Below are 25,990 nucleotides of genomic sequence, written 5' to 3' on the forward strand. Positions count from 1 at the left end.
TATGCGCCACCCAAAACGAGTCATCTGGCCGAAAACGGCTCGCGTCGACAGGTCTCGATCGCGCGTCAGAGCGCGCAACGCGACCGGCGGGCGCGCGCCAGAGCGCGCCACTCAACCGGCGGACAGCGAAGCAGTGGCTACGCGGCGCCGTCGAACATCGAGGTGACCGAGCCGTCGTCGAAGACCTCGTAGATCGCGCGGGCCAGCAACGGAGCGATCGGCAGCACGGTCAGCGACGGGAAGCGCTTCTCGGGCGGCAGCGGCAGGGTGTCGGTGACAACTACGGAGTCGATGAACTCGCTCTGCAGCAGCTCGACCGCGGGGTCGGAGAACACGGCGTGCGTCGCGGCGACGATGACGCCGAGGGCGCCCGCCTCCTTGAGCGCCTGCGCGGCCTTGGCGATGGTGCGGCCGGTGTCGATCAGGTCGTCGACGATGAGGCAGACGCGGCCCTCGACCTCTCCGACGATCTCGTGCACCGAGACCTGGTTCGGAACCAGCGGGTCGCGGCGCTTGTGGATGATGGCGAGCGGGGCGCCGAGCTTGTCGCTCCAGATGTCGGCGACGCGCACGCGGCCCATGTCGGGAGAGACGACGGTGAGAGTGGTCGGGTCGAGTTTCTTGAAGTGCTCGAGCAGCACCGGCATCGCGAACAGGTGGTCGACGGGGCCGTCGAAGAAGCCTTGGATCTGCGCGGCGTGCAGGTCGACGCTCATGATGCGGTCGGCGCCGGCTGCCTTGTACAGGTCGGCCATCAGTCGAGCGCTGATCGGCTCGCGGCCGCGGCCCTTCTTGTCTTGGCGGCCGTACGGATAGAACGGCACGACGACGGTGATCCGCTTGACCGAGGCACGCTTGAGCGCGTCGACCATGATGAGCGACTCCATCACGTGCTCGTTGAGCGGTGCCGGCATCGACTGGATGACGAAGACGTCGGCGCCGCGCACGCTCTCGTCGTACCGCGCGTAGATCTCGCCGTTCGCGAAGGTGCGGGCGTCGGTGTGCACCACGTCCGTCTCGAGGTGGGACGCGACATCCAGAGCCAGCTGCGGGTGCGCTCGACCGGAGACGATGACGAGTCTCTTCTGTCCGGTTTGCTTGATCTCGGACACGGTTCCCGCTCTCTGTTCGGCTTGCACAGTCATGTTCGACCGGCTACTGGTTCTGCGAAGCCTGAACTACTCGTCGCGCTCTGACGCCGCCGCGGCCGCTGTGGCCGCTGCAGTACCCGCGCGATTCGCTTCGACCCAGCCCTCGATGTTGCGTTGCGGAGCCACGTTCAATCCCAGCGCACCGGCCGGGATGTCCTTGCGGACGACCGTGCCGGCACCCGAATAGGCTCCGTCGCCAATTGTAACCGGGGCGACGAACACGTTGTGCGACCCGGTGCGCACATGGGACCCAACGACGGTCTTGTGCTTGTTGACTCCGTCGTAGTTCGCGGTGATGGTTCCCGCGCCGACGTTGGACTCGACGCCCACCGTGGTGTCGCCGATGTAGCTGAGATGCGGCACCTTGCTGCCGTCGCCGATGGTGGAGTTCTTCGTCTCGACGAAGGTTCCGATCTTGCCCTTCACCCCGAGGATCGTGTTGGGGCGCAGATAGGCGAAGGGGCCGACGGATGCGCCCGCGCCGATCACGGCGAGAGTTCCGTCGGTGCGGGTGACGGTGGCGTTCTCGCCGATCTCGCAGTCGACGAGGGTGGTGTCCGGGCCGACGCGGGCGCCGGTGTCGATCTTGGTCGCGCCCTTGAGCTGGGTGCCGGGGAGGATCTCGACGTCGGGGGCGATCACGACGTCGCTGTCGATCCAGGTCGTCGCCGGGTCCTGGATGGTGACGCCGGCGCGCTGGTGGGCGGCGACGATGAGCTGGTTGAGGCGGATGCCGGCCTCGCCGAGCTGCACGCGGTCGTTGACCCCGGCGACGCGCCACGGCTCGGTCACGGCGAGGGCGCCCATGGTGGCGCCGGTGGCGCGCAGCAGGCCGACCACGTCGGTGAGGTACTTCTCGTTCTGTGCGTTGTCGGTGCCGACGAGTGCCAGCTGCTCGCGCAGGGCCGCGACACCGAAGACATAGGTGCCGGAGTTGATCTCGGTGATGGCGAGTTCGTCGGCCGAGGCATCCTTCTGCTCGGCGATGCGGTCGAGCGACCCGTTCACGTCGCGCACGACGCGCCCGTAGCCGGTGGCGTCGTCGAGGATCGCGGAGAGCAGTGTGGCGGCGGCGCGGTCGGCGCGGTGGGCGGCGAGCAGCTCGGCCAGCGTGTCGGCGTCGAGCAGCGGCACGTCGCCGCTGACGATCACGACGTCGCCGGCGAAGTCGGCGGGGAGGGCGTCGAGCGCGACCTCGACGGCGCGACCGGTGCCGGGCACGTCGTCCTGGTCGACGATCACGACGTCGGGGCTGAAGCCGGTGATCATGGCCGAGACGGCGTCGCGTTCGTGACGGACGACCGCGAGGATGTGCGCCGGCGCGAGCGCGTGCACCGTGCCGAGCACGTGCCCGATGAGCGGGCGGCCCGCGATCTCGTGCAGGATCTTCGGCCGGGAGGACTTCATGCGCGTTCCCTGACCGGCGGCGAGAACGATTACGGCGAGCTGGGCGTCAGTCATGCGTTTATTCTGCCGCATGCGGGCCGAGTGCCGGCGCTCGCCCGGCCGTCGGCGGAAGGGGTGCTTGCGCTCCAGTTCGGGACGACCGCTACAGCGCGCGCTGTAGCGGTTGTCCCGAGGTGTAGCGCAAGGCAGCGGAGATGCGCACCGAGGCGGATGGTCGGGCTGGGCTCCGCCTCCAGGATTCGAACCTAGACCGAACAGCTCCAAAGGCTGTCGTGCTGCCATTACACTAAGGCGGATCGCGCACGGCCAGACCGGCGCGCTCCCCAATTCTGCCAGATCGTGACGCCGCCAGAGACGCCCGCTGCCCGAACACCAGATAATAGGTCAATGCCCACTAGCGACGAAGTCGACCGGATCGTCGATGCGTGGACGAGGGAACGCCCGGACCTCGACTTCACCCCGCTGCAGGTGCTCAGCCGTGTCGGGCGCCTCGCCCGCCACCTCGACCGGGCCCGGCGCACGGCGTTCGCGGCATCCGATCTCGAGTCGTGGGAGTTCGACGTGCTCTCGGCGCTGCGCCGCGCGGGCGCCCCGTACCAGCTGAGCCCGAAGTCGCTGTTGCAGCAGACGCTCGTGTCGAGCGGCACCATGACGAACCGCATCGACCGGCTCGTTCAGCGCACCCTCGTCGAGCGCCGCACCGACCCCAACGACGGCCGAGGGATCCTGGTCGTGATGACCCCGCTGGGAACCGAGAGGGTGGATGCGGCGATCGCGCAACTCGTCACCGCGGAGGCCGAGCTGCTCGACGCCCTCTCGCCGCTCGACCAGGAGCGCCTCGCGATACTGCTGCGCAAGCTGAGCCTCGACTTCGACTGAGCGCGGTGGAGCTATGGAAATCGCGCCAGCGATTTCGCGACCCCAGCGCCGACTGAGCCTGCGAAGGGTAGATCACCCGCCGGCCTAGTTGAGCAGGTCCTCCAGCTCGAGCCAGCGCGTCTCGAGCGTCGCGATCTGCGACTCGAGCCCCTGGATCTCGGTCGTGATTCCGCCGAGCCCGGTGTAGTCGCTCTGGTCGTGAACCGCCATCTTCTCGTGCAGCGTCGCGATCTGGGCGTTCATCTTGGCGAGCTTGCGCTCTGCGGCGGCGAACTCCTTCTGGGCGTTGCGCAGCTCGGCGCCGCCCAGCTTGGGCGTCTTGGCCGGGGCCTTGCTGCTCGCCGCGGGGGCGGCATCCGCCTTCTGCTGCGCGAGCCTGATCTCGAGGTACTGGTCGACCCCGCGCGGGAGGTGTCGCATCCCGCCGTCGAGCACGGCGTACTGCTGGTCGGTGACGCGCTCGAGCAGGTACCGGTCGTGGCTCACGACGAGCAACGTGCCCGGGTAGGAGTCGAGCAGGTCCTCGATGGCGGCGAGCATGTCGGTGTCGAGGTCGTTGGTGGGCTCGTCGAGGATGAGCACGTTCGGCTCGTCGAGGATGATGAGCAGCAGCTGCAGGCGGCGCTTCTGACCTCCGGAGAGCTCGCGCACCCGGGTGGACAGCTGGGCGCTCGCGAAGCCGACGCGTTCGAGCAGCTGGGTCGGCGTCATCTCCTTGCCGCCGGCCACGTACGAGCTCTTCTGGCGCCCGAGGACCTCGCTGACTCGGTCTTCCCAGATGTCCTCGAGCTCGCCGAGCTGCTGCGTGAGGGTCGCGACCTTGATCGTCTTGCCGCGCTTGATCTTGCCCGCGGTGGGCTGCAGGCTTCCGGCGACGAGGCTGAGCAGCGTCGACTTTCCGGCGCCGTTGATGCCGAGGATGCCGGTGCGCTCTCCGGGGGCGATCCGCCACGTGACATCCTTCAGCACCTCTTTGGTGGTGCCGGTGGTCTTGTCGGGGTACGACACGTAGACGTTCTCGAGGTCGACGACGTCTTTGCCGAGGCGCTGCATAGCCATCGACGCGAGGGTGACCTTGTCGCGGGGCGGCGGCTCGTTGGCGATGAGCTCGTTCGCGGCGTCGATGCGGAACTTGGGCTTCGTGCTGCGGGCCGGGGCGCCGCGGCCGAGCCAGGCGAGCTCCTTGCGCATGAGGTTCTGGCGCTTCGACTCGGAGGCGGCCGCCGAGCGGTCGCGTTCGACGCGTTGCAGGATGTACGCCGCGTATCCGCCCTCGAAGGGCTCGATGATCCTGTCGTGCACCTCCCAGGTGTCGGTGCAGACCTCGTCGAGGAACCACCGGTCGTGAGTCACGACCATGAGCCCGCCGGAGTTCGTCGCCCAGCGGCGCTTGAGGTGCTCGGCGAGCCAGGCGATGCCCTCGACGTCGAGGTGGTTGGTGGGCTCGTCGAGGAAGATGATGTCCCAGTCGCCGACGAGCAGGGCCGCGAGTCCGACGCGGCGGCGCTGCCCACCGGAGAGCTCGCCCATGCGGGCCTCCCAGGGGATGCCGCCGACGAGTCCGGAGATGACGTCGCGCACGCGAGGGTCGCCCGCCCACTCGTACTCGGGACGGTCGCCGACGATGGCCTCGGCCACGGTCAGCTCGTCGGGAAGCGTGTCGGCCTGGTCGAGCATGCCGAGCGTGATGCCGCCGCGGCGCGTGACGCGGCCCTCGTCGGGTTCGATGCGGCCGGCGAGCAGGCGCAGCAGTGTGGACTTGCCGTCACCGTTGCGGCCGACGACGCCGATTCGCTGGCCCTCGTCGATTCCGATGGTTACGTCGTCGAAGATGACGCGGGTCGGATATTCGAGATGGAGGGATTCTGCTCCGAGAAGATGGGCCATTCGACCTAGTTTATCGGTAGCGCACGTAGCCTTTCTGTGTGGACGGTGGAGCTATGGAAATCGCGTCAGCGATTTCGCGACCCCAGTCCCGACCGAGCCTGCGAGGGAGGACGTTCGAGGTCTCCGTCGAGCTGCTGCTGGCCTCGCCGCTCTCGCGTTACGAGGGCCGGCCGGCCGACGGCCCGCTGCCCTCCACGGTGCCCGAGACGCACGCGCGCATCGAGATCCGCGCCGGGCTCGGCGTGGTCGGCGACCGTTACTACGCGAAGGTCGCACACCGACAGGCATCCGTCACTCTGATGGCGACGGGGTCTCTCGACCACGTGGCGTCGGTTCTCGAGCTGGGGCGGATTCCGGATGCCGCGGCCACACGTCGCAACGTCATGCTGCGCGGTTTCCCGGTCGACGAGCTGCGCGGCAGGCGGTTCAGCCTCGACAGCGGCGACGGGCCCGTGGAGTTTCAGGGCCACAGGCCGGCGAGCCCGTGCGCGTGGATGAACGTAGTTCTCGCGCCCGGCGCGCACCAGGCGCTGCGCGGACGCGGCGGTGTGCGGTGCGAGCCGCTGAGCTCGGGGTTCCTGGCGCTCGGGCCGGCGACGCTCGTCGTCGCGGAGGCCTGACCGGCGGCGACGCCGCCTCGACGCTGGGTGGCCACTTATGGCGGCAATCCCGTCCCGGAGGGGTGCCGAACTGGCCACCCACAGTGCGGCCGGCAAGCGCGTCAACCTGAGTGGCCAGTTGTGGTCTCATTCGCACAGTCGAACCCTGCTGAACTGGCCACCCAGCCAACCCAAGTCCCCGAGGGCGCCCGGCTGTTCAGCATCGTCGACTCACCCTCCCGGCGAACGCACCCTCAGATAGTGGGCAATTCGTCCCAGCAGGGTGCCGGGAGACTTCAAGTGGTTCTTTGCCACGCGCACGTACCTCCACTCTGCGTCTTCGAATCGCTCGCGACGCTCGATGTCGTCGAGGAACACGCTCTCATCGGTTCGGTGAACCTCCCCGTCGTAGTCGATCGCGATGCGCTCCTCGACGTAGGCGAGGTCGGGCACGCCGACGAAGTAGCCGTCCGCGTCCGCGATTCGATGGCCGATGACCGGCTCGGGGAGGCCGGCACGCACGATGAGCAGCCGAAGTTCCGTCTCCTTCGGCGAGTCCGTGCCAGCACGAATGTCTCGAAGGGCAAGCCGAGCCAGCTTGGTGCCATGGTTTCCCGTTGAGATCGCCACCTCCGCCACGAGTCGCTCGACCGAGGTGTCCGCCCGCTTCCGTCGCACCAGATAGTCGCCCGCGATGATGAGCTCGTCGAGCGTAAGCACACCGGCCAGCTGCAGCCAGACCTGTTCGGGCGGCAGAAGGGGAAGTCCGTGACGGACGACCGGTGGTGGCACGACCGCCAGTCGACGCCCGACGATGCCACGACGGCGGGGGCGCTGTGCACCAGCGGCGACAGCGACCTCTAGAGTCTCGATCCGGCTGATCGCCCGCGGGAGCGGGACCCCGTAGACCATGGCCGCGGTGACACCGGAGAACCGGAATCGCGTCGGTGCGACCGGGAGGTAGTCGCGGCACCGTTGGAGCAGTTCCTCCCGTTGCCGAGCGAAGAAATCTGCGCCGGATTCGTTCGACGGTGACGTGGCGCGTGCGATCGAACGGGCACCGCGAAACGAGCTGCGGAGGTCGGATGCGCGCAGCCTGCTCCGGGAGACCCCGGCCCCGCGCGCCTCGCGCACGCTGAACTCCGGGCCGAGCCCGCTGGGAAGCCGAGACCTTCGTCGCATCCGTTCATCTGAACAGAAAGCGGTCGATCGAGCGGAGATCGTCCACAGGCGGAACCTCGCTGGCCACTTGGACACGGATGCTCCGGCCTGGGGCGTGCGCAACTGGCCAGCTGGCGCGTGTGAACGGCGGCGGGTTCGCTCGGGCCGGCGACCGGTTCGCTCGGGCCGGCGACCCTGGTCGTCGCGGACGCCCGACGGCGGCGACGCCCGACCGGGCGGCTACGCTTGCCCCATGAGACTGCTCGTCACCGGTGGCGCCGGATTCATCGGTACGGCTGTCGTCGAAGCGGCTCTGGATGCCGGGCACACGGTGCGCGTGCTCGACTCCCTCCGGTCCGACGTGCACGGCGGCGAACCCGCGGTCGACGGGCGGGTCGAGTTCGTGCGCGGCGACGTGCGCGACTCCGACACGGTCACGGCCGCCCTCGACGGCATCGACGCGGTGTGCCACCAGGCCGCGAAGGTCGGACTGGGCGTCGACTTCTCCGACGCGCCCGACTACGTGAGCTCGAACGAGCTCGGCACCGCGGTTCTGTTGGCCGCGATGGCGCAGACCGGCATCCGTCGTCTGGTGCAGGCGAGCTCGATGGTCGTCTACGGCGAGGGGGCGTACCTCGGCGCGGGCGGCCCGACCCGGCCGGCGGCCCGCCTGGAGCGCGACCTCCGAGCCGGACGGTTCGACCCGCTCGACGCCCACGGCGGAATGCTCGAGCCGCTGCTCATCGACGAGGACGCCCCGCTCGACCCGCGCAACGTCTACGCGAGCTCCAAGCTGGGCCAGGAGTACCTCGCCACGACCTGGGCCCGCAGCACCGGCGGCGCCGCTGCCGCCCTGCGGTACCACAACGTCTACGGGCCGGGCATGCCGCAGAACACCCCGTACGCCGGGGTCGCGTCGCTGTTCCGTTCGGCGCTCGAACGCGGCGAGGCGCCCCGGGTGTTCGAAGACGGCCGGCAGCGCCGCGACTTCGTGCACGTACGCGACGTCGCCGCGGCCAACCTCGCGGCGATCGAGTGGACCGCCCGCGCCACGGGTTCGCGCGCGTTCAACGTCGGCAGCGGCAACGTGCACACGATCGGCGAGGTCGCCGAACAGCTCAGCGCCCACTCGGCGGGCCCGGCACCGGTGATCACGGGCGAATACCGGCTCGGCGACGTGCGGCACATCACCGCGTCATCCGAACGCCTGAAGAGCGAGCTCGGCTGGGCGCCGACCATGACGTTCGAGGCCGGGATGCGCGAGTTCGCGACGGCGCCGCTGCGCGCGGCGGTGCTGTGAACGACGGCCGCGTGAGCGGCGGCCCTGTGAACGCCGCCGCCGCGCGGGTCGACGTCGTCTTCCCCTGCCTCAACGAGGAGGGCGCCCTGCCCTGGATCCTCGGCCGCCTGCCCCGGGGCTACCGCGCGATCGTGGTCGACAACGGGTCGACCGACCGCTCGGCCGAGGTCGCCCGCGAACACGGCGCGCTGGTCGTCACCGAACCGCGCCGCGGCTTCGGATCGGCCGCACACGCCGGGCTGCTCGCGGCCACCGCGCCCATCGTGGCCTTCTGCGATGCGGATGCCTCGATGGACCCGCGTGATCTCCCCCGCGTCGTCGACCCGGTGGCCTCCGGTGCAGCCGACCTCGTGCTCGGGCGACGACGTCCGACGAGCCGCGGCGCGTGGCCGCTGCACGCCCGCGTGGCGAACCGGGCGCTCGCCTCCCTGATGCGTGGGGCGACGAAGCTGCCGCTGCACGACCTCGGCCCGATGCGCGCCGTGCGTCGCGAGGCCATGATCGCGCTCGACCTCGAGGACCGCCGCAGCGGCTACCCGCTCGAGCTGGTGCTGCGCGGGCACGAGGAAGGCTGGCGCATCCTCGAGGTCGACTCGCCGTACTCGCCGCGCATCGGGCGCTCGAAGGTGACGGGCACGATCCGCGGCACCTACATCGCCGTGCTCGACATGAGCAGGCTGCTGCGCGCGCAGCGGCGGTAGCGGAGACATCCGTTTGGGGCTCGGCTCCGAACCCTAGGTGTGACTCCTCAAACGACCATCATTCTGATTGCCAAGGAAACGATCCCCGGCAAGGTGAAGACCCGCCTGCATCCCGCGGTGAGCCTCGAGCAGGCGGCGATGCTCGCGGCCGCGTCGATCAGGGACACGCTCGCGACGATCGCGCAGCTGCCCGCCTCGCGCAGGATCCTGCTGTTCGACGGAGCCCGCGTGCCGGCCGGCGCCGAGCACTTCGAGGTCATCCCGCAGGTCGCCGGAGACCTGGACGAGCGCCTCGCCGCGATCTTCGACGAGTGCACCGGGCCGACCGTGCTCATCGGCATGGACACCCCGCAGGTCACCGTGCGCGACCTCGCACCCGCGTTCGAGGACTGGAACTGCGACGCCTTCTTCGGCCCGGCCAACGACGGTGGATTCTGGGCGCTCGGCATGGCAGAACCGCGCGGCGACCTGATTCGCGGGGTGCCGATGTCGCGCAACGACACGGGGCGCATCCAGCTCGAACGTCTCCTCGCCGCCGGACTCGACGTGCACCTGCTGCCCGAGCTCACCGATGTCGACACGATCGACGACGCCCGCGCCGTCGCCGCGGCCGCCCCGTCGACCGAGTTCGCCTCGACCCTGTCGTTCGTCACCGCCCGCGAGCTGGTCGCCGCGTGAGCGTCACGACACTCGCCCCGACGTTCGGCGCCGGCGGGTCCGAGCCGTACGCGCACGCGCTGCGTCGCAACGACCCTGTGACCCTGCTGTTGAACGACGAGCGTCACGGATCCAGCGTGCGCTCGGTCATGGACGTCGCCCGTTGGAACGCGGGGGCGGATGACGCGGACCTGACTCTTCTGCGGTCGGTCACCGGCCCGGTGCTCGACATCGGGTGCGGACCGGGACGCATGGTGCGCGCCGCCCTCGACCTCGGCCTGGAGGTTCTCGGCGTCGACGTCTCCCCCACCGCGATCGACATCGCGACCGAGGCGGGTCTGCCCGTGCTCGAGCGCTCGGTGTTCGACCGGCTGCCCGGCGAGGGCCGCTGGCAGACGGCGCTGCTCGTCGACGGCAACATCGGCATCGGCGGCGACGTGCGGGCGATGCTCGCGCGCTGCGTGCGATTGCTCGCGCCGTCGGGCGAGATCGTGGCCGAGGTGCACGCCGATGCGTCGCGCGACAACACCTACACCGGTCGCCTCGTCGACGCCCGCGGCGGCGAGAGCGGGTTCTTCCCCTGGGCCGAGATCGGCCTGCTGCCGATGAACCGCGTCGCCGGCTCCCTCGGCCTCGCGGTCGTCCAGTCGTGGACGATCGGCGAGCGCACCTTCTGCCGCCTGGCGTAGCGCGGCGCTGGGCGCCCTCTTATCGGGAGCCGCTTTCGGACAAATGAGCCCGCCGCTATGCCGAGCGCACGGGGCGGCGCCGGCGGCGGACCACGGCGTAGACCGCGAGCGACAGCGCCGTGACCACGGCGAGCGCCGCGTAGAAGACCACGAGGTGCAGCCCGTAGTCGAGCGGGAGCAGCGTGTCGTTGCCCGTTCCGATCGACTTCTTGAGCGCGGCGGGCACGACGATGAGCGTCATGATCCCGGCGACGACGAGTGCGCCCTGCAGGATGAGCAGCGCGGGCAGCGGAATCCGCAGCCGCCCGCCTGTCTTCCGCATCGCGACGTTGGCGCCGAAGACGGTGAGCGAGATGATCCCGTCGTGGATGACGAGCGCTCCGAGCAGCCAGGCGGCGAGGCCGAGGTAGCGCTTCGGGTTGACGTCGTTGATCAGCGTCAGACCTCCGAGCAGAAGCAGCAGCACGCCGACCGCGACGAGCGCGATCTGCCAGCGACGGATCGCGGTCATCACAGCACCTCCAGAGTGCTCAGCCACTTGGTCTGCAGCACGCCGGGGCGTCCGGGCGCGATCATGCGGGCGGGGTAGCCGTGGTCGAGGTCGAGGGTCTCGCCGTTGAGCTCGAGCGCCACGAGCGTGAGGTCGTCGCGCACGTACTCCGGCCCCATGTGCATGATCGCGTACGAGCTGTTCTGCTCGAGGCTGGTCGCTCTGATGGAGGACCCGCCCCGGCCCCCGACGGAGTCGACGAGGTCGCCGAGGCGCACGCCCCGCCAGGTTGCGGTCTGGCTCCAGCCCTCCACACAGGCGATCGGAAGCTCGACTTCGCGCTGCGGCAGGGCGAGCAGTTCGGCGCGCGTGAAGGTCGCGGACGTCGCGCCGTTGGACACGGTGAGCGCCCAGGCGGGGTCGGATGCCGCGTCCCGCACCTTTGCGGCGGTCGCGGTTCTGTTCACGGGGAGGGAGTTGGGCCCGACGCCCTGCTTCCGCGCCCCGAACAGGTTGGCGCCGTCGAGCAGGCGGAACGACTGGCCCGCGGTGAGGGCGACGACCGCGGCGCTGGCGACTCCCACGATCGCGAGGAAGCCGCGCCGACTGGTGCGCAGCTCGGGTCGCGGGGTGGAGTCGATCCACGCGAACAGCCGTCCGGTGACCCCCTCGACCCGGATCACGGCGTTGCGGGTGTGCGACGAGGTGAGCGTGGGGCGCGTGGCCAGCCCGGTGATTGAGCGTGCCGAGATCCCGGGCGCTTCGACAGGCTCAGCGACCGCGCCCGCCGAACTGCGCCAGTGCTTCGCGATCACGTCGAGCTTCACCGCGATGTGGATCGCGAGCGACCCGACGATCACGAACGACAGCGCGTAGTGCGTCTGCCGGAACGGGAAGGGGAACAGCGCGTACCACTGGTAGGTGTTGAGCAGCCCGGTGACGATTTGCACGATCGAGGTCGACACGAAGACGGCGATGGATGCGCGCTCGAGAAAATGCGGGAACGACCGAACGGCGGGCGTCTGGAACAGCTCGGGGAAGACGATGTACAGCTTCGCGAACAGCAGCGGGAAGCAGAGGATCCCGGCGGTGATGTGGATGCCCTGCGTCACCTGGTAGAGGAACACCGGCCGGGTGGGGAAGACCATCCATGGCAGGGGGTCCTGCAGGAAGTGGCTGAACAGGCCGGTGCCGAAGCAGAGCAGAAACGCGATCCCGAGGAGGCGTCCGATCACGACCGCCATACGCGGGGTACGCGACGGCGCGGCCAGCGAGCGGCGCAGGCCGTTCAGCACCGTCTGCAGCGATTCCATGATCATGCCGGTGGTTCGGAGCCCTCCCCCGATACGACAGGTCGAACCGGCAGTCGATCCGACAGGCCGCACCGATGAGACAGGATGGTGCCATGCGAATCGTCGTCACCTCTGTTCTGCTCGCCCTGAGCGCGGTGGCCACGGCGCTGTCGGTCGCCGTGCTTCCCTTCTACGGCTACGAGAAGGGCAGGGTCGAGCCGCTGGTCTGGGCGACCCTCGGCCTGTGGGTACTGTTCGCGCTGTCGCTCGTGTCACTCCGCAGGGTGTCGACGAAGTCATCCGTCGTCCTCGTGTTGGTCGGCTCGCTCGCGATCGGCGCCGCCGCCATGTTCGGCCCGCCCAACACGAGCACCGACTCCGCGAGGTACGCGTGGGACGGCATCGTGCAGAACGCAGGCATCAGCCCGTACAGCTATGTGCCGAGCGATCCGGCACTGCGGGAGCTGCGCACCGACTGGCTGTTCCCCGCCCCGGTCGACGGCGAGTGCGTCGGCGAACGCATCATGAGCGTCGACGAGCCGGGCACCGGCGACCTGGTCTGCACGGCGATCAACCGGGCGACGGTGCCGACGATCTACCCGCCGACGAGCGAGATCGTGTTCGCCGGCGTGCGCCTGCTCACAGGACCTGCCCCGGAGTACTGGCCGATGCAGCTGCTCGGCCTGCTCACGAGCCTCGGGGTGACCGTGCTGCTGCTCGGGTCGCTGCGCAAGGCGGGCAAAGACCCGCGCTGGGCGGCGATCTGGGGTTGGTGCCCGCTGGTGGCGACCGAGGGCGTCACCAATTCGCACATCGACATCGTCAGCGCGCTGCTGCTGCTGGTGGCGACGCTGCTCGTCGCCTCCGGTCGGCGGTGGGCGGGGGGTGTCGCGCTCGGCGCGTCCATCGCGACCAAGCTCATCCCGGTGATCGGCGCGCCCGCACTCCTCGGCCGTCGCCCCGGCACGGTCATCGTCGCGTCGGTCGTCACCTTCTTCGCGCTCTACCTTCCCTACGTGATCGCGAACGGCCCCGAGGTGCTCGGCTACCTCCCCGGCTACCTCACGGAGGAGGGCTACGAGAGCGGCACCCGGTTCATCATGCTGTCGCTCGTCGCGCCCGGATCGGCGTCCCTCGTGCTCGCCGCACTTCTCGTCGCTGCGACCGGCGTCATCGTCTGGTGGCGCACCGACCCCGCCGACCCGTGGATCGGCCAGCTGGTGATGATCGGAGTGACCCTGCTCGTGGTGACACCGCGCTACCCCTGGTACGCGCTGCTGCTGATCCCGATGATCGCCATGACCGGGCGCTGGGAATGGCTCGCCGTGCCCCTCGCCCTCACCGAGCGGCTGCTCATCCCCTCGGTCGATCTGGCCAGGCTCACGGTGTCCGTCGCGATCGTGTTCATCATCGTGATGAGCATCAGGCGGGCCGGTTGGGTGATCATCACGCCGAGACAACCCCGGAAACACGCGGAAGTCGTACCCCGAATGTAACGGAATGGTAACGCACCAATCCGCTTTGACGAGGAGACCGAACTCTCATTACCACCGAAAGTTCACCCTCGATCAAAAGGAAACACAATGCGCAAGTTCTACAAGGCAGCCGTAGGCATCGCCACCGCAACGCTTCTCGTCGGTGGCCTCGCGGCCTGCTCGACCCCCGCCGAGACCGACTCCGGCACAACCGACGACACGTCGTCGTCCGAGCCGGCCGGCGACCCCGAGCCCCTCGCCTCGATCCCCGCCCTCGACGGTGTCGACACCCAGGTCACGCTCGACGCAGGCTTCCTCGAGGCCCTCACCACGCTCGGACTGACCCCCGGCGTCACCGGCACCGCGACGCTCGACGCCGCGACCGGCACCCTCGCCTTCCCGATCACGGGCGGCAACGTGGACTACTACGACCCCGAGGCCGACTACCGCCCGTACGTCCAGGGCGAGATCGACCACGACGGCTCCGGCATCACCCTCACGGGCGGCGACATCGTCGTCGGACTCTCCGACTTCAAGATCGACCCGGGCACCTCGCGTCTCACGGGCACCGTCACTGCCAACGGCGAAGAGGTCGGACAGGATGTCTTCATCTTCAACCTCGACGGTTCGACCCTGAACCCGCTCGAGACCGACGCCGACGGAAACGCCGTCCTCGAGGGCACGACCGTCCTGGTCAGCTCCGACGCCGCCGCTCTGCTGAACGAGACCTTCGGCACCGACGCTGTCACCGACGAGCTCGTCGTCGGCATCGCGAAGATCACCGCGAAGGCCGCTGCGTAATAACGCACCGCGATTCGAAGAGGCCCGCCCCGCTCACGCGCGGCGGGCCTCTTCACGTTCGCCCACACACGGTTCAGACTTGAAGCACCGACAGACGGAAGGGGGCGCGGCCGTGACCAGCCTCATCGACAGCGCCCGCCGCACCCGGACACCGGCCCGAGGCATCCACAGCCTGCAGCCCCTCGCCGCCCCCGGCCTCGTCGGCCTCCTCGGCCTCGCGATCTCCCTCGTCGGCATCGGCACCCCCTCCGTCTGGTACGACGAGGCCGCCACCCTGACCGCGGCGACCCGCGACTGGGACCAGCTCTGGGCGATGACCGCCAACGTCGACGCCGTGCACGCCGCCTACTACGCGGTGATGCACGTGGTCTTCGACCTCTTCGGCTACTCGCCGCTCACCCTGCGCGTACCGAGTGCGATCGCCGTCGGCGTCGCCGCCGCGCTCACCGTCGTTCTCGGCCGCACGCTCGACCGCGCGCGGCTCGGCCGCATCGCGGGCATCGTGTTCTGCCTGCTCCCCCGCACGACCTGGGCCGGCACCGAGGGTCGCTCCTACGCCCTGACGGCCGTGCTCGCCCTCACGATGACGATCCTGCTCGTGCTCGCCGCACGGTCGAGCCGTCGCATCCTCTGGGCGCTGTACGCGCTCGCCGTCGTCGTCTCCTGCCTCGTCTTCGTCTACCTCGCGCTCGTGGTGGCCGCGCACGCCGTGACCATGGCCTGGTGGTTCGCATCCAGCCGGTCGCGCGCCTGGCCGCCCGCAGCGCGCTGGGTGCGCTGGACCGCGCTCGCCACCGCGCTCGTCGTGCCGTTCGGCATCGCCGTGATCGGCCAGAGCGGGCAGGTGCACTGGCTGAAGGCGCCCGGGCTGCGCACGGTGCGGGAGGTGTTCGAGAACCAGTGGTTCTATTCGAGCACCCCCTTCGCGGTCGTCGGGTGGGCGCTTATCGTGGCCGGAGCGATCGTGCTGCTGCGCTCGGCGCGCGGCCTGTCGCCCGCCTCGGTGCTGCTGCCGGCGCTCCTGCTTCCGACCGTGGCGCTGCTCGTGCTGAGCGTCGCCGTCACCCCCGTCTACACGCCCCGCTACCTCACGATGTGCGTGCCGTTCGTGGCCCTCGTCATGGCCGCGGCGATCGAGCGGATGCGACCCACACCGCTCGCGACCGCCGCCGTGCTCGTGCTGGCCCTGCTCGCCGTGCCGCAGATCGCGGCTCAGCGTCAGCCCGAGGCGAAAGAGCGCGCGTCGTGGGCCGCGGTCGCCGACCTTATCGCCGAGCAGCGGGCGCTCGACGGGCCCCGGTCGAGCACGGCGATCGTCTACGGGGCGGTGCAGCGGCACCCGATCGCGACCTCCCGCGTGATGGCCCTCGCCTACCCTGAGGCGTTCGCGGGCACCGTAGACGTGACCCTCGGCACCCCGGCCGCCGAGACGGGGCAGCTCTGGGAGACGCGCATCCCGCTTTCGGAGGGCCTGCACCGCCTGCGCGGCGTCGACGCGGTCTACCTGGTCACGAGCGTCGCCCGCGACCAACGGCCGGCCACCACCGACACCCTCGCGGCCGCCGGCTGGCACGTCGCCGACTCGTGGAGCCTGACAGCGGTCAACGTCGTGAAGTACGAGCGCTGATTCGTCCCCCGGGTCACGAGAGTGCAGTTGTGTCCCCTTTTTTCGGCGCTACCAGGGCGATAAGTGCACTTCGGGCGTCAGCCCCGCTCGGAAAGGAGCCGCTCCAGCCGCGCGAGGAAGCTGCGGGGCACATGGAGGTGATTCTTCGTGATGGTGAGGTAGCGCCAGTCGGCGTCCTCGAAGAGTGCGCGCCGTTCCACGTCGTCGACGTAGACGCGTTCCTCGGTGAGGTGCAGCTTTCCGTCGAAGTCGAGCGCCACGCGTTCTCGCACGTACGCGAGATCGGGGGTGCCGACGAAATACCCCTCGAAGTACACCGTGTGGCGAATCGCGGGTTCGGGAAGACCGGCTCGAACAATCGTCAGGCGCATCCGCGACTCCATGGGCGAGTCGGTGCCGGGACGAATCTCGAGCAGCGCGTCACGAGCGCGCTTGATCCCGGGCACGCCGGTTGCCTCGGCGACGGCCGCCTCGAGCTTCGCCATCGAGCTGACGGGGCGCTTTCTCCGCACCAAGTGGTCGCCCGCGACGATCAGGTCGTCGAGGTCGAGCACCGACGCGAGTTGCAACCAGACCTGCTCGGCCGGGAGCACGGGCATCATCTCGCGCACCACGATCGCGTGTTGCAGCGTCGCGCGGTGACCGAGGATCCCCTTCATCCTGGGCGGATACGAGCCCGACACCGTCACATCGAGTTCGGCGCGAAGGACGTAGTGCGACGGTAGGGGAATGCCGTACAGGCGTGCCGCTGTGATGTGGCTGAAGCGAAACCCCGTCGGAGCCACGGCAAGTAGGCACGACATCGCCGCAGGAGGTCTGCGTATTGAGCCTCGAAGAAGTCGTCGGGTGGGCGTTCCTCGGCAGACGTGACCGACCGCGACCCGCGAAATTCGGAGTGCACGTCCGACCCGGCGAGGCGCTTCTGCGAGACTCCGAGGGCGCGAGCCTCTCTCACTGCGAAGACGGGACCGAGTTCGGGCGGAAGAGGCCGAGGCATCCGCCCAGTCTCCCCAATTCGTCGCTTCCCTGCCGCCGCTCATCCACACCCGTCGCCGAGAGTGCACTTGTGCCCCCTTTCCGCAACGGAAAAGGGGCACAAGTGCACTCTCGAGTGTGGGCGGCGGGGCGCTCGGGGCCGGCGGGGCCGGCGGGCGCGGGAGCGCGCCGCCCACTAAGCGCACGGCGCGCAGCGAGCGCGACTAGCCGACCCGCACCTGGATCGTGTGCCAGCCCTCTGCGCCGTTCGGAACGACGTCGACCCGCTCCTCGGTCTGAGTGAAGCCCGTGACATCCGTCGCCCGCACCTCGAGGGTGTGGTCGCCGCTCGTGGCGACCCACTCGAAGAACCACTGGCGCCAGGTGTCGGCCGAGATCGCCTCGGCGAGCGTCGCCTCCTGCCACGGATCGTTGTCGACCCGCACCTCGACCCGTTCGATGCCCACGTGCTGCGCCCAGGCGACCCCCGCGATCGCCACGGGGCCGGGCTCGAGCGAGACGCCGAACGACGGCACGTCGATGCGCGACGACGTCTTCACCGGACCCTTGGCCGACCAGCCGCGGTCGGTCCAGTAGGCAGACTCCTTCGCGAAGGTGGAGACCTTGAGCTCGACGACCCACTTGGTCGCCGACACATAGCCGTACAGCCCCGGGACGACCATGCGCACCGGGTAGCCGTGCTCGAGCGGCAGCGCCTCGCCGTTCATGCCGACCGCGAGCAGGCTGTCGCGCTCGGTGTCCTGCAGAACCTCGAGCGGAGTGGTCGCGGTGAAGCCGTCCTGGCTCGTGGAGAGCACGACGTCGGCGCCCTTCGCCGGCTTGGCGCGGGCGAGCAGGTCGCGGATCGGATAGCCCAGCCACTTCGCGTTGCCGGTGAGCGAGCCGCCCACCTCGTTCGAGACGCACATCAGCGTGACGTAGGTCTCGACGAGCGGCAGCGCGAGCAGCTCGTCGAAGCCGATCTCGATCTCGTTCTCGACCATGCCGGTGATGCGCAGCCGCCACTGGGCCGGGTCGATCACCGGCACCTGCAGCGCCGTGTCGATGCGGTAGAAGTCCTTGTTCGGGGTCACGAGCGGCGCGAGCCCGTCGATGGCGAGCGAGGCGCCCGCGGGGATCGGCGCGGCGGCGACGGCGGGCTTCGGCAGTTTCAGGGCCATGCGCACGGCGTTGACGGCGGTGGTGCCGGCGTTCATGGTGCGGGCGGCGACACCGACCACGGCGGACGCCGCGGCGGCGCCGACCAGGAGTGTGAGAAACCCGCGTCGGCTGACGGCCGCCGGGGTGCCCGTGCCCACAGGGCCGGCGGATGCCGCGTCCCGCGACCAGCGGTGCAGCGCGACCACGGCCAGCCGCAGCACGATCACGCCGCCGACCATGCCGGCGACGGTGGGCACCGCCCACACGGCGGTGGACTCGGCGCGGGTGGTGACGGCGAGGGTGGCGATGCCGCCGACGACGACGAGGCCTGCGATGCCGAACGGGGGCCGGCGGTATTCGAGGATGCCGATGCCGGCCGCGAGCGCCACGACGAGCACGGCGAGCGTGATCAGCAGCACGGCCTTGTCGTCGGTACCGAAGAGGGAGATGACGAGCGACTTGACCCACGCCGGAACGAGGTCGATCACGAGCGAGCCGACGGCGAGCAGGGGGCTGCTGGCGGGTGCCAGCAGGAGCGCGCCCAGTTCGGCGATCGCGAGGGTGACTCCCGCGGCGAGCAGGCCGACGAGCGCGGCCCACAGGTTCTCTCGGCGCCTCGTCATAGTGCCCTCCCGGTTCGTGGGCAGTTTACGCGCTGAGGATGCGCGCGCCGTGAACCGGCCCGGTGGCCCGCACGACGGTCAGCTGCGCTGCGCTGAGCGCGATCTGCAGCTCGAGTGCGCCGTCGAGGTCGGCGGCGAGGAAGGCGACGGTGGGTCCCGAGCCGGAGATGACTCCGGCGAGGGCGCCGTTGCGTTCGCCGAGCTCGAGCACGTCGGTCAGACGTGGCTGCAGGTGCAGCGCCGGGGCCTGCAGGTCGTTGTACAGGGTGTCGGCGAGCATGTGCGGGTCGCCGGCGCGCAGAGCCTGCAGCACGTTGGTGTCGACCGTCGGCGCGACAGAGGCGGGGAAGATGTCCTGGGCGTGACGGTCGCGGTGACGGTCGAGCTCCTGGTAGACGGCGGGTGTGCTCAGGCCGTAGTCGGCGAGGGCGAGCACCCACTGGAACTGGCCCTTCGCGAGGGCCGGGCTGAGCTGGTCGCCGCGGCCGGTGCCGATCGCGGTGCCGCCGGTGAGCGCGAAAGGCACGTCGGCGCCCAGCTGGCCGGCGAGTTCGAGCATGCGCTCGCGCGGGAGCTGCGTGCCCCAGAGGGTGTCGCAGGCGAGCAGGGTGGCCGCGGCGTCGGCAGACCCGCCGCCCATGCCGCCGGTGACGGGAACGTGCTTGTCGATGTGCAGGTGCACGCCTCCCCGGTAGCCGGTGGTGCGTGCGAGCAGCCTGGCGGCCTTGATCGCGATGTTCGAGGCATCCGTCGGCACTCTGGAGAGGTCGACGGTGCCGCTCAGCTCCACCGAGAAGTCGTCCGCGGCGGTGGCGCGCACGTCTTCGTACAGCGACACGGCCTGGTACGCGATGGCGACGTCGTGGTAGCCGTCGTCGAGCAGAGCGCCGACCTTGAGGAAGACGTTGATTTTTCCTGGGGCGCGCGCGTGCACCGCGGTTGGGGAGGCCGTGGTGGTCATGAGTCCAACCTAGTCGAGCGATTTGGCGACTTCTGACCGCCCTGCGAGCCGGGTATCCTGTGCGTCCGCCGTCGCCGCGGCGAGCGCTAGCCGGCGGCGGTGCGCGCGATGGCGAGGAAGTCGAGGACGGTGAGTTCCTCACCGCGGCTGGTGGGGGCGAGGCCCGCCTGCTCCAGACGGGCGGATGCCACGGTGGAATCGCCGAGCACGACCGACAGTGACTGGCGCAGCATCTTGCGGCGCTGCTGGAACGCTGCGTCGATGATGGCGAAGGTCGCGAGCCGCTCCTGCTCGGTGCCGGGAAGCTCGGCGCGGTCGAAGCCGACCAGGATCGAGTCGACGTTCGGCACCGGCCAGAACACCTGGCGGCTCACCTTGCCGTGGGTGCGCCAGGTGCCGTACCAGGCGGCCTTCGCGCTCGGGGCGCCGTAGACCTTCGAGCCGGGAGGCGCGGCGAGGCGTTCGCCGACCTCGGCCTGCACCATGACGAGGCCGCGCGAGAGTGACGGGAAGTGCTCGAGGAAGTGCAGCAGCACGGGCACGGACACGTTGTAGGGCAGGTTGGCGACGAGCACGCTGGGGGCGTCGGGCAGCGCTGTGACCTTCATCGCGTCTTCGGTGATGACGGTGAGCCTGGCGTCGGGCTGCATCTCGGCGACGGTGATCGGCAGCTGGGCGGCGAGGCGCTTGTCGATCTCGACGGCGACGACGTCGGCGCCGGTCTCGAGCAGTCCCAGGGTGAGCGAGCCGAGGCCCGGACCGATCTCGACCGCGGTCTCGCCCTTCACCACTCCGGCGACGCGTACGATGCGGCGCACCGTGTTGGCGTCGATGACGAAGTTCTGGCCGAGTTTCTTGGTGGGCTGGATGTCGAGCAGGGCCGCGAGGTCGCGGATTTCGGCTGGGCCGAGGAGTGTCGACACTAGGGAGTGCTCTCTGGGTCGTCGTCGAGGTAGGGCAGACGGATCGAGCCGGTCATCGGCGGCATCTCGAACGTCGCGTCGGTGTACGCGTCGCGGGGAGCCGTGACGGGCTCCGCGTCCCAGAGGCCGTAGACCTCCTCGGTGTTGGAGGTGATCAGCGCGGCGAGCATCGAGACGTCGGTGCCGAGGTGGGCGGCCATGGCGCGCAGGGTGTGCGGCAGCATGTACGGCGAGTTGAGGCGGCCTCGTGCGGGCTCGGGCGTCAGGTACGGGGCATCCGTCTCGACCAGCAGAAGGTGACGGGGCGCGACCTCGAGGGCTTCGCGCAGGTCGTGCGCGTTCTTGAACGTGACGGTTCCAGAGAACGAGAGGTACCAGCCGTTCTGCACCGCGATGCGGGCGAGGTCGGCGTCGCCGCTGAAGCAGTGGAAGACCGTCTTCTCGGGGGCGCCGACGCGCAGCAGCGTCTCGATCACGTCGTGGTGGGCGTCGCGGTCGTGGATCTGCAGCGCGAGGCTGTGGCGCTTGGCGATCTCGATGTGGGCCTCGAACGAGCGCTGCTGGGCGCCGCGTCCGTCTTCTCCGGTGCGGAAGTAGTCGAGCCCGGTCTCGCCGATCGCGCGCACGCGTGGGCGGCTGGCGAGTTCGTCGATGACGGCGAGGGCCTCGTCGAGGGTGCCGGCGGCCTCGAGCCGCGGCGCCTCGTTGGGGTGGATGGCGACGGATGCGAGAACGCGCGGCTCGATCGCCGCGAGCTCGGCCGACCAGATGGACGAGTCGACGTCGGTGCCGACCTGCACGACCCCGCGCACGCCTACGCTCGACCCCTTGTCGAGGTGGGCGTGATAGTCGAGGACCTCGCTGCCCGGCACCCCGGACGGGTCGAGGTGCGTGTGGTTGTCGAAGACTCCGACTACGAGTGCCTCGGGCATCGATGCGTACGTCTGGTCAGTCATCACGCGCTCCTTGTCACTATCCGGCGACCTCGCTCGGTTCGATGCGAGGGAAGAGGGCTTCGAGGGAGCCGAGTCTGCTGCCGACGGGCAGCTGGCCCCAGTGGCCAGCGTCGACGATGACCTGGTCGGTCAGGTCGCCGAGACCGGCGGATGCGCCGAGCGCGGTCCACAGTTTGGCGGTCGCGTCGGGGATGACCGGCGACAGCAGCACGGCGAGGGCGCGGAGTCCCTCGGTGGCCGTGTAGAGCACGGTGCCGAGGCGCTCGCGCGTCTCGTCCTTCTTGGCCAGCACCCAGGGCTCCTGGATGGTGATGTAGCCGTTGAGCTCGTCGACGATCGTCCAGATCGCCGCGATGGCCTCGTGGACCGCGAGCTTCTGGATCGAGGCATCCGCGGTCTCTGCCGCGCTCTTCGTGATGGCCTGCACCGCGAGGTCGTCGGCCGTGTACGCGCCGGGGGCGGGAACGACGCCGTCGTAGTAGCGGTTGACCATGGCGATGACGCGGGACGCCAGGTTGCCGAAGCCGTTCGCGAGCTCGCTCTGGTAGCGGGCGGCGAGGTCTTCCCAGCTGAATGAGCCGTCCTGGCCGAAGTGGATGGCGCTCATGAAGTAGTAGCGGAACGCGTCGACGCCGAAGGTGTCGGTGATCTGGCTCGGCGCGATTCCGGTGAGCTTGGACTTCGACATCTTCTCGCCGCCGACGAGCAGCCAGCCGTGGCCGAAGACCTGCTTGGGCGGCTGGAGTCCGGCGGCCATGAGCATCGCAGGCCAGATGACGGCATGGAAGCGGGCGATGTCCTTGCCGACGAGCTGCGTCGCGGGCCAGCGGCGCTGGAACTCCTCGTCGTCGACGCCGTAGCCGATGGCGGTGATGTAGTTGAGCAGCGCGTCGAACCACACGTAGAGAACGTGCGAGTCGTCCCACGGGATCTTGATGCCCCAGTCGAAACTCGACCGCGAGATCGACAGGTCGGACAGCCCCTGCTTCACGAACTGCAGGATCTCGTTGCGCACGCTCTCCGGCTGGATGAAGTCGGGGCGCTCCTCGTAGAGGTCGAGCAGGCGCTGCTGGAAGTCGCTCATGCGGAAGAAGTAGTTCTTCTCCTTGAGCACCTCGATGGGGCGGGAGTGGATCTTGCAGACGAGCTGGCCGGCGTAGTCGCCGGTCTCGGTCTCCATGAGGTCGTCGAGCTGCTTGTACTCCTCGCAGCCGACGCAGTAGTAGCCCTCGTACTCGCCCGAGTAGATGTAGCCGTCGTCGTAGAGCTTCTTGAGGAAGATCGTGACGGCCTCCTCGTGACGCTTGTCCGTCGTGCGGATGAAGTCGTCGTTGCGGATGTTGATCGTCTCGAGCAGGGGAAGCCAGGCTTCCTCGACGAGCTTGTCGGCCCAGGCCTGCGGGGTGGTGTCGTTGGCGACCGCGGTGCGCAGGATCTTCTGGCCGTGCTCGTCGGTGCCGGTCAGCAGCCAGGTGTCGTCGCCGCTCTGGCGGTGCCATCGAGCGAGTACGTCGGCCGCAACTTCGGTGTACGCGTGGCCGATGTGGGGCACGTCGTTGACATAGAAGATGGGCGTCGCAATGTAAAAGGAATCACCGGCGGCCATGAGTTACATCCTAGGCCGCGCGCCCGAGTGTTACGGCTCAGCGCGCGGCGAGCGCGCCCTCGTACAGGTCGCGCTTGCTGAGACCGGTCTGCTCGGCGACCTCGGAGGCCGCCTCCTTGAGCCGCGAACCCTCGGTGACGAGCTTGAGTACCTGCGCGATGCCGGTGGGCAGGTCGGATGTCGCGGGCTGGGCGCCCTCGACGACGATGCAGATCTCGCCGCGGGCTCCGGGTGCGAAATAGTCGGCCAGCTCGCGGGCGGTGCCGCGTTTGACCTCCTCGTGCAGCTTGGTGAGCTCGCGGCACACCACGACCCGGCGGTCGTCGCCGAACGCGGTGGCCAGATCGGCGAGCGAGTCGCCGAGCCGGTTGGGGCTCTCGAAGAACACCATGGTGCGCTCCTCGCGCACGAGGGCGGTGAAGTAGGCGACGCGGCTCTTGCGCGGCAGGAATCCCTCGAAGCTGAACCGGTCGGTAGGGAGCCCGGAGACCGCGAGGGCGGTGAGCACGGCGCTCGGGCCGGGCAGCGCGGTGACGGTCACCCCGGCAGCGGCCGCGGCGGCCACGAGCGGGAAGCCGGGGTCGCTGATCGCGGGCATTCCGGCGTCGGATAGCACGAGCACGTCGGTCGCGCGCGCCAGCTCGGCGATCTCGGCCGCCTTCTCGGTCTCGTTATGTTCGTGCAGCGCGATCAGGCGCGGGCGGTTCTCGATGCCGAGCGCGCGCATCAGGTGGATCGTGGTGCGCGTGTCTTCGCTGGCGATGATCTCGGCGTTGGTGAGCGCCTCGATGAGTCGCTTCGACGCGTCGCCGAGGTTGCCGATCGGGGTCGCCGCAAGAATGATCACGCACCATTCTCGCACTGGCGGGTAAGTACGATTGCGGGGTGACAACGCCAGCGCCCGACGACACACGCACGAGCGACACACGCACGAGCGATTTCGACGCGATCGTCAGCGGCACGGCGGCAGGAGCCCGCTCGACCGGGTCTCGTCTCGACGCGTGGTTCGCCCGGATGATGTCGACCCCGCTGCGGCGCCGGCTGTACCACTGGGGTGCGCCCGCAATCGTGGTGATCGTGGCATCCGTCACCCGCCTCTGGAATCTGGGGTCGCCGAACACGCTGGTTTTCGACGAGACCTTCTACGTGAAGGACTCCTGGACGCTCTGGAACCTCGGCTACTCCGCGGCCTGGCCCGCCGAGGCCGACGCGAGCTTCAACGTCGGCATCACCGACATCTTCAGCACCGACCCGTCGTTCGTCGTGCACCCGCCGCTCGGCAAGTGGATCATCGGGCTGGGCATGGCGGTCTTCGGCGCAGACTCGAGCGTCGGCTGGCGCGTCGGCACCGCCGTCGTCGGCATCCTCGCGGTCGTGCTGCTGATGCTCATCGCCAAGAAGCTGTTCGACTCGACCCTGCTGGCCGTGATCGCCGGCGGCCTGTTCGCGATCGAGGGCAACGCGATCGTGATGAGCCGGGTCGCCCTGCTCGACAACCACGTGATGTTCTTCGCCCTGCTCGGCTTCGGCGCCGTGCTGCTCGACCGGGCGTGGGCCGAGCGGCGGCTGAACGGGTGGCTGCGACGGCGGGCGGACGCCGGCCTGAGCACCGACTGGGGGCCGTCGCTGTGGTGGCGTCCCTGGCTGATGGCCGCGGGCCTGGCGTTCGGCCTCGCCTCGGCGGTCAAGTGGAGCGGCTTCTACTTTCTCGCCGCCTTCGCCGTCTACACGCTCGTCGTCGACGCCCTGGCTCGGCGGCGCGCCGGGGTGTTCTTCTGGGGGTCCGGCACGCTGATCCGGCAGGCGCCGGTGAGCTTCCTGCTGACGGTTCCGATCGCGGCGGCCGCACACCTTGCGAGCTGGGCGACCTGGTTCACGAGCGGCAACGGCTATTACCGCGACTGGGCGCAGATCGCGGGCAACGCCTGGACGGGTGCGCTGTCGTGGGTCCCGCTCTCGGTGCAGAGCTGGTGGCACTACCAGTCGACGATCTACGCGTACCACGTGGGCGAGATGCGTCCCCACAGCTACCAGGCCAACCCGCTGACCTGGCTGTTCATGGTGCGGCCGACGAGCATGTACTTCGAGTCGTCGGCCCTGGGCGAGAACGGCTGCGCCGCGACGGCGTGCGGCGCCTCGATAACCGGACTCGCCAACCCGCTCATCTGGTGGGCGGCGACCGCGGCGATCCTCTACCTCGTCTACCGCCTCGTGCGGTTGCGCGAGTGGCGCGTCGGTCTCATCCTGATGGGCATGGTCGCGGGCTACCTGCCGTGGCTGATGTACCTGAACCGCACCGTCTTCCAGTTCTACACGATCGCCTTCGAGCCATACATGCTGCTCGGCCTGACGTTCGTGATCGGGCTGATCCTGGGGTCGAGGACCGACCCGACGTGGCGACGCACTCAGGGCATCCGGGTCGTGGCGATCTTCGTCGGGGCAGCGGTGCTGCTCAGCGTCTTCTTCTGGCCGTTGTGGACGGGCATGCAGCTCGACATGCGTTGGATCGCCGCCCACTGGTGGCTGCCGACCTGGCGCTGACACCCGCACTGGGGGTGACCCAATCGGCTACAGACAGTAGCGGATGCCGCGTGCTGAGGGAGACTGGATGAGGCCTGTCGACGCGCCATCGGTCGTGATGCCGGCGCGTGCGCCCGGCGGGTAAGGGG

Annotated in this window: 23 protein-coding genes and 1 tRNA gene; 10 read left to right on the forward strand and 14 right to left on the reverse strand. The window is 69.5% G+C overall.

What is annotated here, in order from left to right; genetic code table 11:
- Nucleotides 1-137 precede the first annotated feature (137 nt).
- The 3 genes from ABIE21_RS09365 to ABIE21_RS09375 form a co-directional block, all read right to left on the reverse strand.
- The gene (locus ABIE21_RS09365; protein ID WP_436232325.1) at nt 138-1,145 is read right to left on the reverse strand and encodes a ribose-phosphate diphosphokinase; all 1,008 of its coding nucleotides are present in this window, start codon (nt 1,143-1,145) and stop codon (nt 138-140) included.
- Nucleotides 1,146-1,178: 33 nt separating this feature from the next.
- Nucleotides 1,179-2,612 carry a bifunctional UDP-N-acetylglucosamine diphosphorylase/glucosamine-1-phosphate N-acetyltransferase GlmU gene (gene glmU / locus ABIE21_RS09370; RefSeq protein ID WP_354024558.1) on the reverse strand — a complete coding sequence of 478 codons (1,434 nt, stop codon included), beginning with the start codon at nt 2,610-2,612 and terminating at the stop codon, nt 1,179-1,181.
- Nucleotides 2,613-2,782: 170 nt separating this feature from the next.
- Nucleotides 2,783-2,854, reverse strand: a tRNA-Gln gene (locus tag ABIE21_RS09375).
- A 91-nt stretch (nt 2,855-2,945) separates the two neighbouring features.
- Between ABIE21_RS09375 and ABIE21_RS09380 the strand changes: the two genes are divergently transcribed.
- The gene (locus tag ABIE21_RS09380; RefSeq protein WP_354024559.1) at nt 2,946-3,437 is read left to right on the forward strand and encodes a MarR family winged helix-turn-helix transcriptional regulator; all 492 of its coding nucleotides are present in this window, start codon (nt 2,946-2,948) and stop codon (nt 3,435-3,437) included.
- Between the two features lie 84 nt (nt 3,438-3,521).
- Here ABIE21_RS09380 and ABIE21_RS09385 read toward each other — a convergent pair whose 3' ends face one another.
- Nucleotides 3,522-5,324: an ABC-F family ATP-binding cassette domain-containing protein gene (locus ABIE21_RS09385; RefSeq protein ID WP_354024560.1), complete on the reverse strand. Its 1,803-nt coding sequence runs from the start codon at nt 5,322-5,324 to the stop codon at nt 3,522-3,524.
- Between the two features lie 53 nt (nt 5,325-5,377).
- Here ABIE21_RS09385 and ABIE21_RS09390 point away from each other — a divergent pair, with 53 nt between their 5' ends.
- Nucleotides 5,378-5,944, forward strand: coding sequence for a molybdenum cofactor biosysynthesis protein (locus ABIE21_RS09390; RefSeq protein ID WP_354024561.1), 567 nt, complete (start codon nt 5,378-5,380; stop codon nt 5,942-5,944).
- Nucleotides 5,945-6,154: 210 nt separating this feature from the next.
- On the opposite strand, the gene ABIE21_RS09395 is transcribed toward ABIE21_RS09390, so the two are convergent.
- The gene (locus tag ABIE21_RS09395) at nt 6,155-7,105 is read right to left on the reverse strand and encodes a hypothetical protein (RefSeq protein ID WP_354024562.1); all 951 of its coding nucleotides are present in this window, start codon (nt 7,103-7,105) and stop codon (nt 6,155-6,157) included.
- Nucleotides 7,106-7,337: 232 nt separating this feature from the next.
- Here ABIE21_RS09395 and ABIE21_RS09400 point away from each other — a divergent pair, with 232 nt between their 5' ends.
- From ABIE21_RS09400 to ABIE21_RS09415, 4 genes are all read left to right on the forward strand, one after another.
- Nucleotides 7,338-8,384: an NAD-dependent epimerase/dehydratase family protein gene (locus tag ABIE21_RS09400; protein WP_354024563.1), complete on the forward strand. Its 1,047-nt coding sequence runs from the start codon at nt 7,338-7,340 to the stop codon at nt 8,382-8,384.
- Between the two features lie 11 nt (nt 8,385-8,395).
- A complete protein-coding gene (locus ABIE21_RS09405) occupies nt 8,396-9,085 on the forward strand; it encodes a glycosyltransferase family 2 protein (RefSeq protein WP_354024564.1) in 690 nt (229 codons plus the stop codon).
- Between the two features lie 93 nt (nt 9,086-9,178).
- Nucleotides 9,179-9,763, forward strand: coding sequence for a TIGR04282 family arsenosugar biosynthesis glycosyltransferase (locus tag ABIE21_RS09410; protein WP_354024565.1), 585 nt, complete (start codon nt 9,179-9,181; stop codon nt 9,761-9,763).
- Nucleotides 9,760-10,431, forward strand: a complete 672-nt coding sequence (locus ABIE21_RS09415; RefSeq protein WP_354024566.1) for a class I SAM-dependent methyltransferase — start codon at nt 9,760-9,762, stop codon at nt 10,429-10,431. Before ABIE21_RS09410 ends, ABIE21_RS09415 begins: the two co-directional genes overlap by 4 nt.
- A 55-nt stretch (nt 10,432-10,486) precedes the next feature.
- Here ABIE21_RS09415 and ABIE21_RS09420 read toward each other — a convergent pair whose 3' ends face one another.
- Together ABIE21_RS09420 and ABIE21_RS09425 are read right to left on the reverse strand one after the other, a co-directional pair.
- Nucleotides 10,487-10,942, reverse strand: a complete 456-nt coding sequence (locus tag ABIE21_RS09420; RefSeq protein WP_354024567.1) for a hypothetical protein — start codon at nt 10,940-10,942, stop codon at nt 10,487-10,489.
- Entirely contained in the window at nt 10,942-12,234 is a 1,293-nt protein-coding gene (locus tag ABIE21_RS09425) for a molybdopterin-dependent oxidoreductase (protein ID WP_354024568.1), read from the reverse strand. Before ABIE21_RS09425 ends, ABIE21_RS09420 begins: the two co-directional genes overlap by 1 nt.
- A 92-nt stretch (nt 12,235-12,326) precedes the next feature.
- Here ABIE21_RS09425 and ABIE21_RS09430 point away from each other — a divergent pair, with 92 nt between their 5' ends.
- From ABIE21_RS09430 to ABIE21_RS09440, 3 genes are all read left to right on the forward strand, one after another.
- Nucleotides 12,327-13,709 carry a glycosyltransferase family 87 protein gene (locus ABIE21_RS09430; RefSeq protein ID WP_354024569.1) on the forward strand — a complete coding sequence of 461 codons (1,383 nt, stop codon included), beginning with the start codon at nt 12,327-12,329 and terminating at the stop codon, nt 13,707-13,709.
- A gap of 87 nt (nt 13,710-13,796) precedes the next feature.
- Nucleotides 13,797-14,489 (forward strand): hypothetical protein, encoded by a 693-nt coding sequence (locus ABIE21_RS09435; protein WP_354024570.1) that lies wholly within the window; start codon nt 13,797-13,799, stop codon nt 14,487-14,489.
- Nucleotides 14,490-14,601: 112 nt separating this feature from the next.
- The gene (locus tag ABIE21_RS09440) at nt 14,602-16,116 is read left to right on the forward strand and encodes a glycosyltransferase family 39 protein (protein WP_354024571.1); all 1,515 of its coding nucleotides are present in this window, start codon (nt 14,602-14,604) and stop codon (nt 16,114-16,116) included.
- Between the two features lie 77 nt (nt 16,117-16,193).
- On the opposite strand, the gene ABIE21_RS09445 is transcribed toward ABIE21_RS09440, so the two are convergent.
- The 7 genes from ABIE21_RS09445 to rsmI form a co-directional block, all read right to left on the reverse strand.
- Nucleotides 16,194-16,775 (reverse strand): hypothetical protein, encoded by a 582-nt coding sequence (locus ABIE21_RS09445; RefSeq protein ID WP_354024572.1) that lies wholly within the window; start codon nt 16,773-16,775, stop codon nt 16,194-16,196.
- A 540-nt stretch (nt 16,776-17,315) separates the two neighbouring features.
- On the reverse strand, nt 17,316-18,875 hold the full coding sequence (locus ABIE21_RS09450) for a molybdopterin-dependent oxidoreductase (RefSeq protein WP_354024573.1): 1,560 nt from the start codon (nt 18,873-18,875) through the stop codon (nt 17,316-17,318).
- Nucleotides 18,876-18,900: 25 nt separating this feature from the next.
- Nucleotides 18,901-19,836: a 4-(cytidine 5'-diphospho)-2-C-methyl-D-erythritol kinase gene (locus ABIE21_RS09455; RefSeq protein WP_354024574.1), complete on the reverse strand. Its 936-nt coding sequence runs from the start codon at nt 19,834-19,836 to the stop codon at nt 18,901-18,903.
- 86 nt (nt 19,837-19,922) lie between these two features.
- Nucleotides 19,923-20,759 carry a 16S rRNA (adenine(1518)-N(6)/adenine(1519)-N(6))-dimethyltransferase RsmA gene (gene rsmA / locus ABIE21_RS09460; protein WP_354024575.1) on the reverse strand — a complete coding sequence of 279 codons (837 nt, stop codon included), beginning with the start codon at nt 20,757-20,759 and terminating at the stop codon, nt 19,923-19,925.
- The gene (locus tag ABIE21_RS09465) at nt 20,759-21,715 is read right to left on the reverse strand and encodes a TatD family hydrolase (protein WP_354024576.1); all 957 of its coding nucleotides are present in this window, start codon (nt 21,713-21,715) and stop codon (nt 20,759-20,761) included. The genes rsmA and ABIE21_RS09465 overlap by 1 nt, the downstream gene beginning before the upstream one ends.
- Before the next feature lie 16 nt (nt 21,716-21,731).
- Nucleotides 21,732-23,321, reverse strand: coding sequence for a methionine--tRNA ligase (gene metG, locus ABIE21_RS09470; protein ID WP_354024577.1), 1,590 nt, complete (start codon nt 23,319-23,321; stop codon nt 21,732-21,734).
- Nucleotides 23,322-23,358: 37 nt separating this feature from the next.
- Nucleotides 23,359-24,168 carry a 16S rRNA (cytidine(1402)-2'-O)-methyltransferase gene (gene rsmI / locus ABIE21_RS09475; RefSeq protein WP_354024578.1) on the reverse strand — a complete coding sequence of 270 codons (810 nt, stop codon included), beginning with the start codon at nt 24,166-24,168 and terminating at the stop codon, nt 23,359-23,361.
- Between the two features lie 38 nt (nt 24,169-24,206).
- Between rsmI and ABIE21_RS09480 the strand changes: the two genes are divergently transcribed.
- Nucleotides 24,207-25,862 carry a dolichyl-phosphate-mannose--protein mannosyltransferase gene (locus tag ABIE21_RS09480; protein ID WP_354024579.1) on the forward strand — a complete coding sequence of 552 codons (1,656 nt, stop codon included), beginning with the start codon at nt 24,207-24,209 and terminating at the stop codon, nt 25,860-25,862.
- Nucleotides 25,863-25,990: the final 128 nt, after the last annotated feature.

The organism is Conyzicola nivalis (assembly GCF_040548875.1).
GTDB lineage: Bacteria > Actinomycetota > Actinomycetes > Actinomycetales > Microbacteriaceae > Conyzicola > Conyzicola nivalis_A.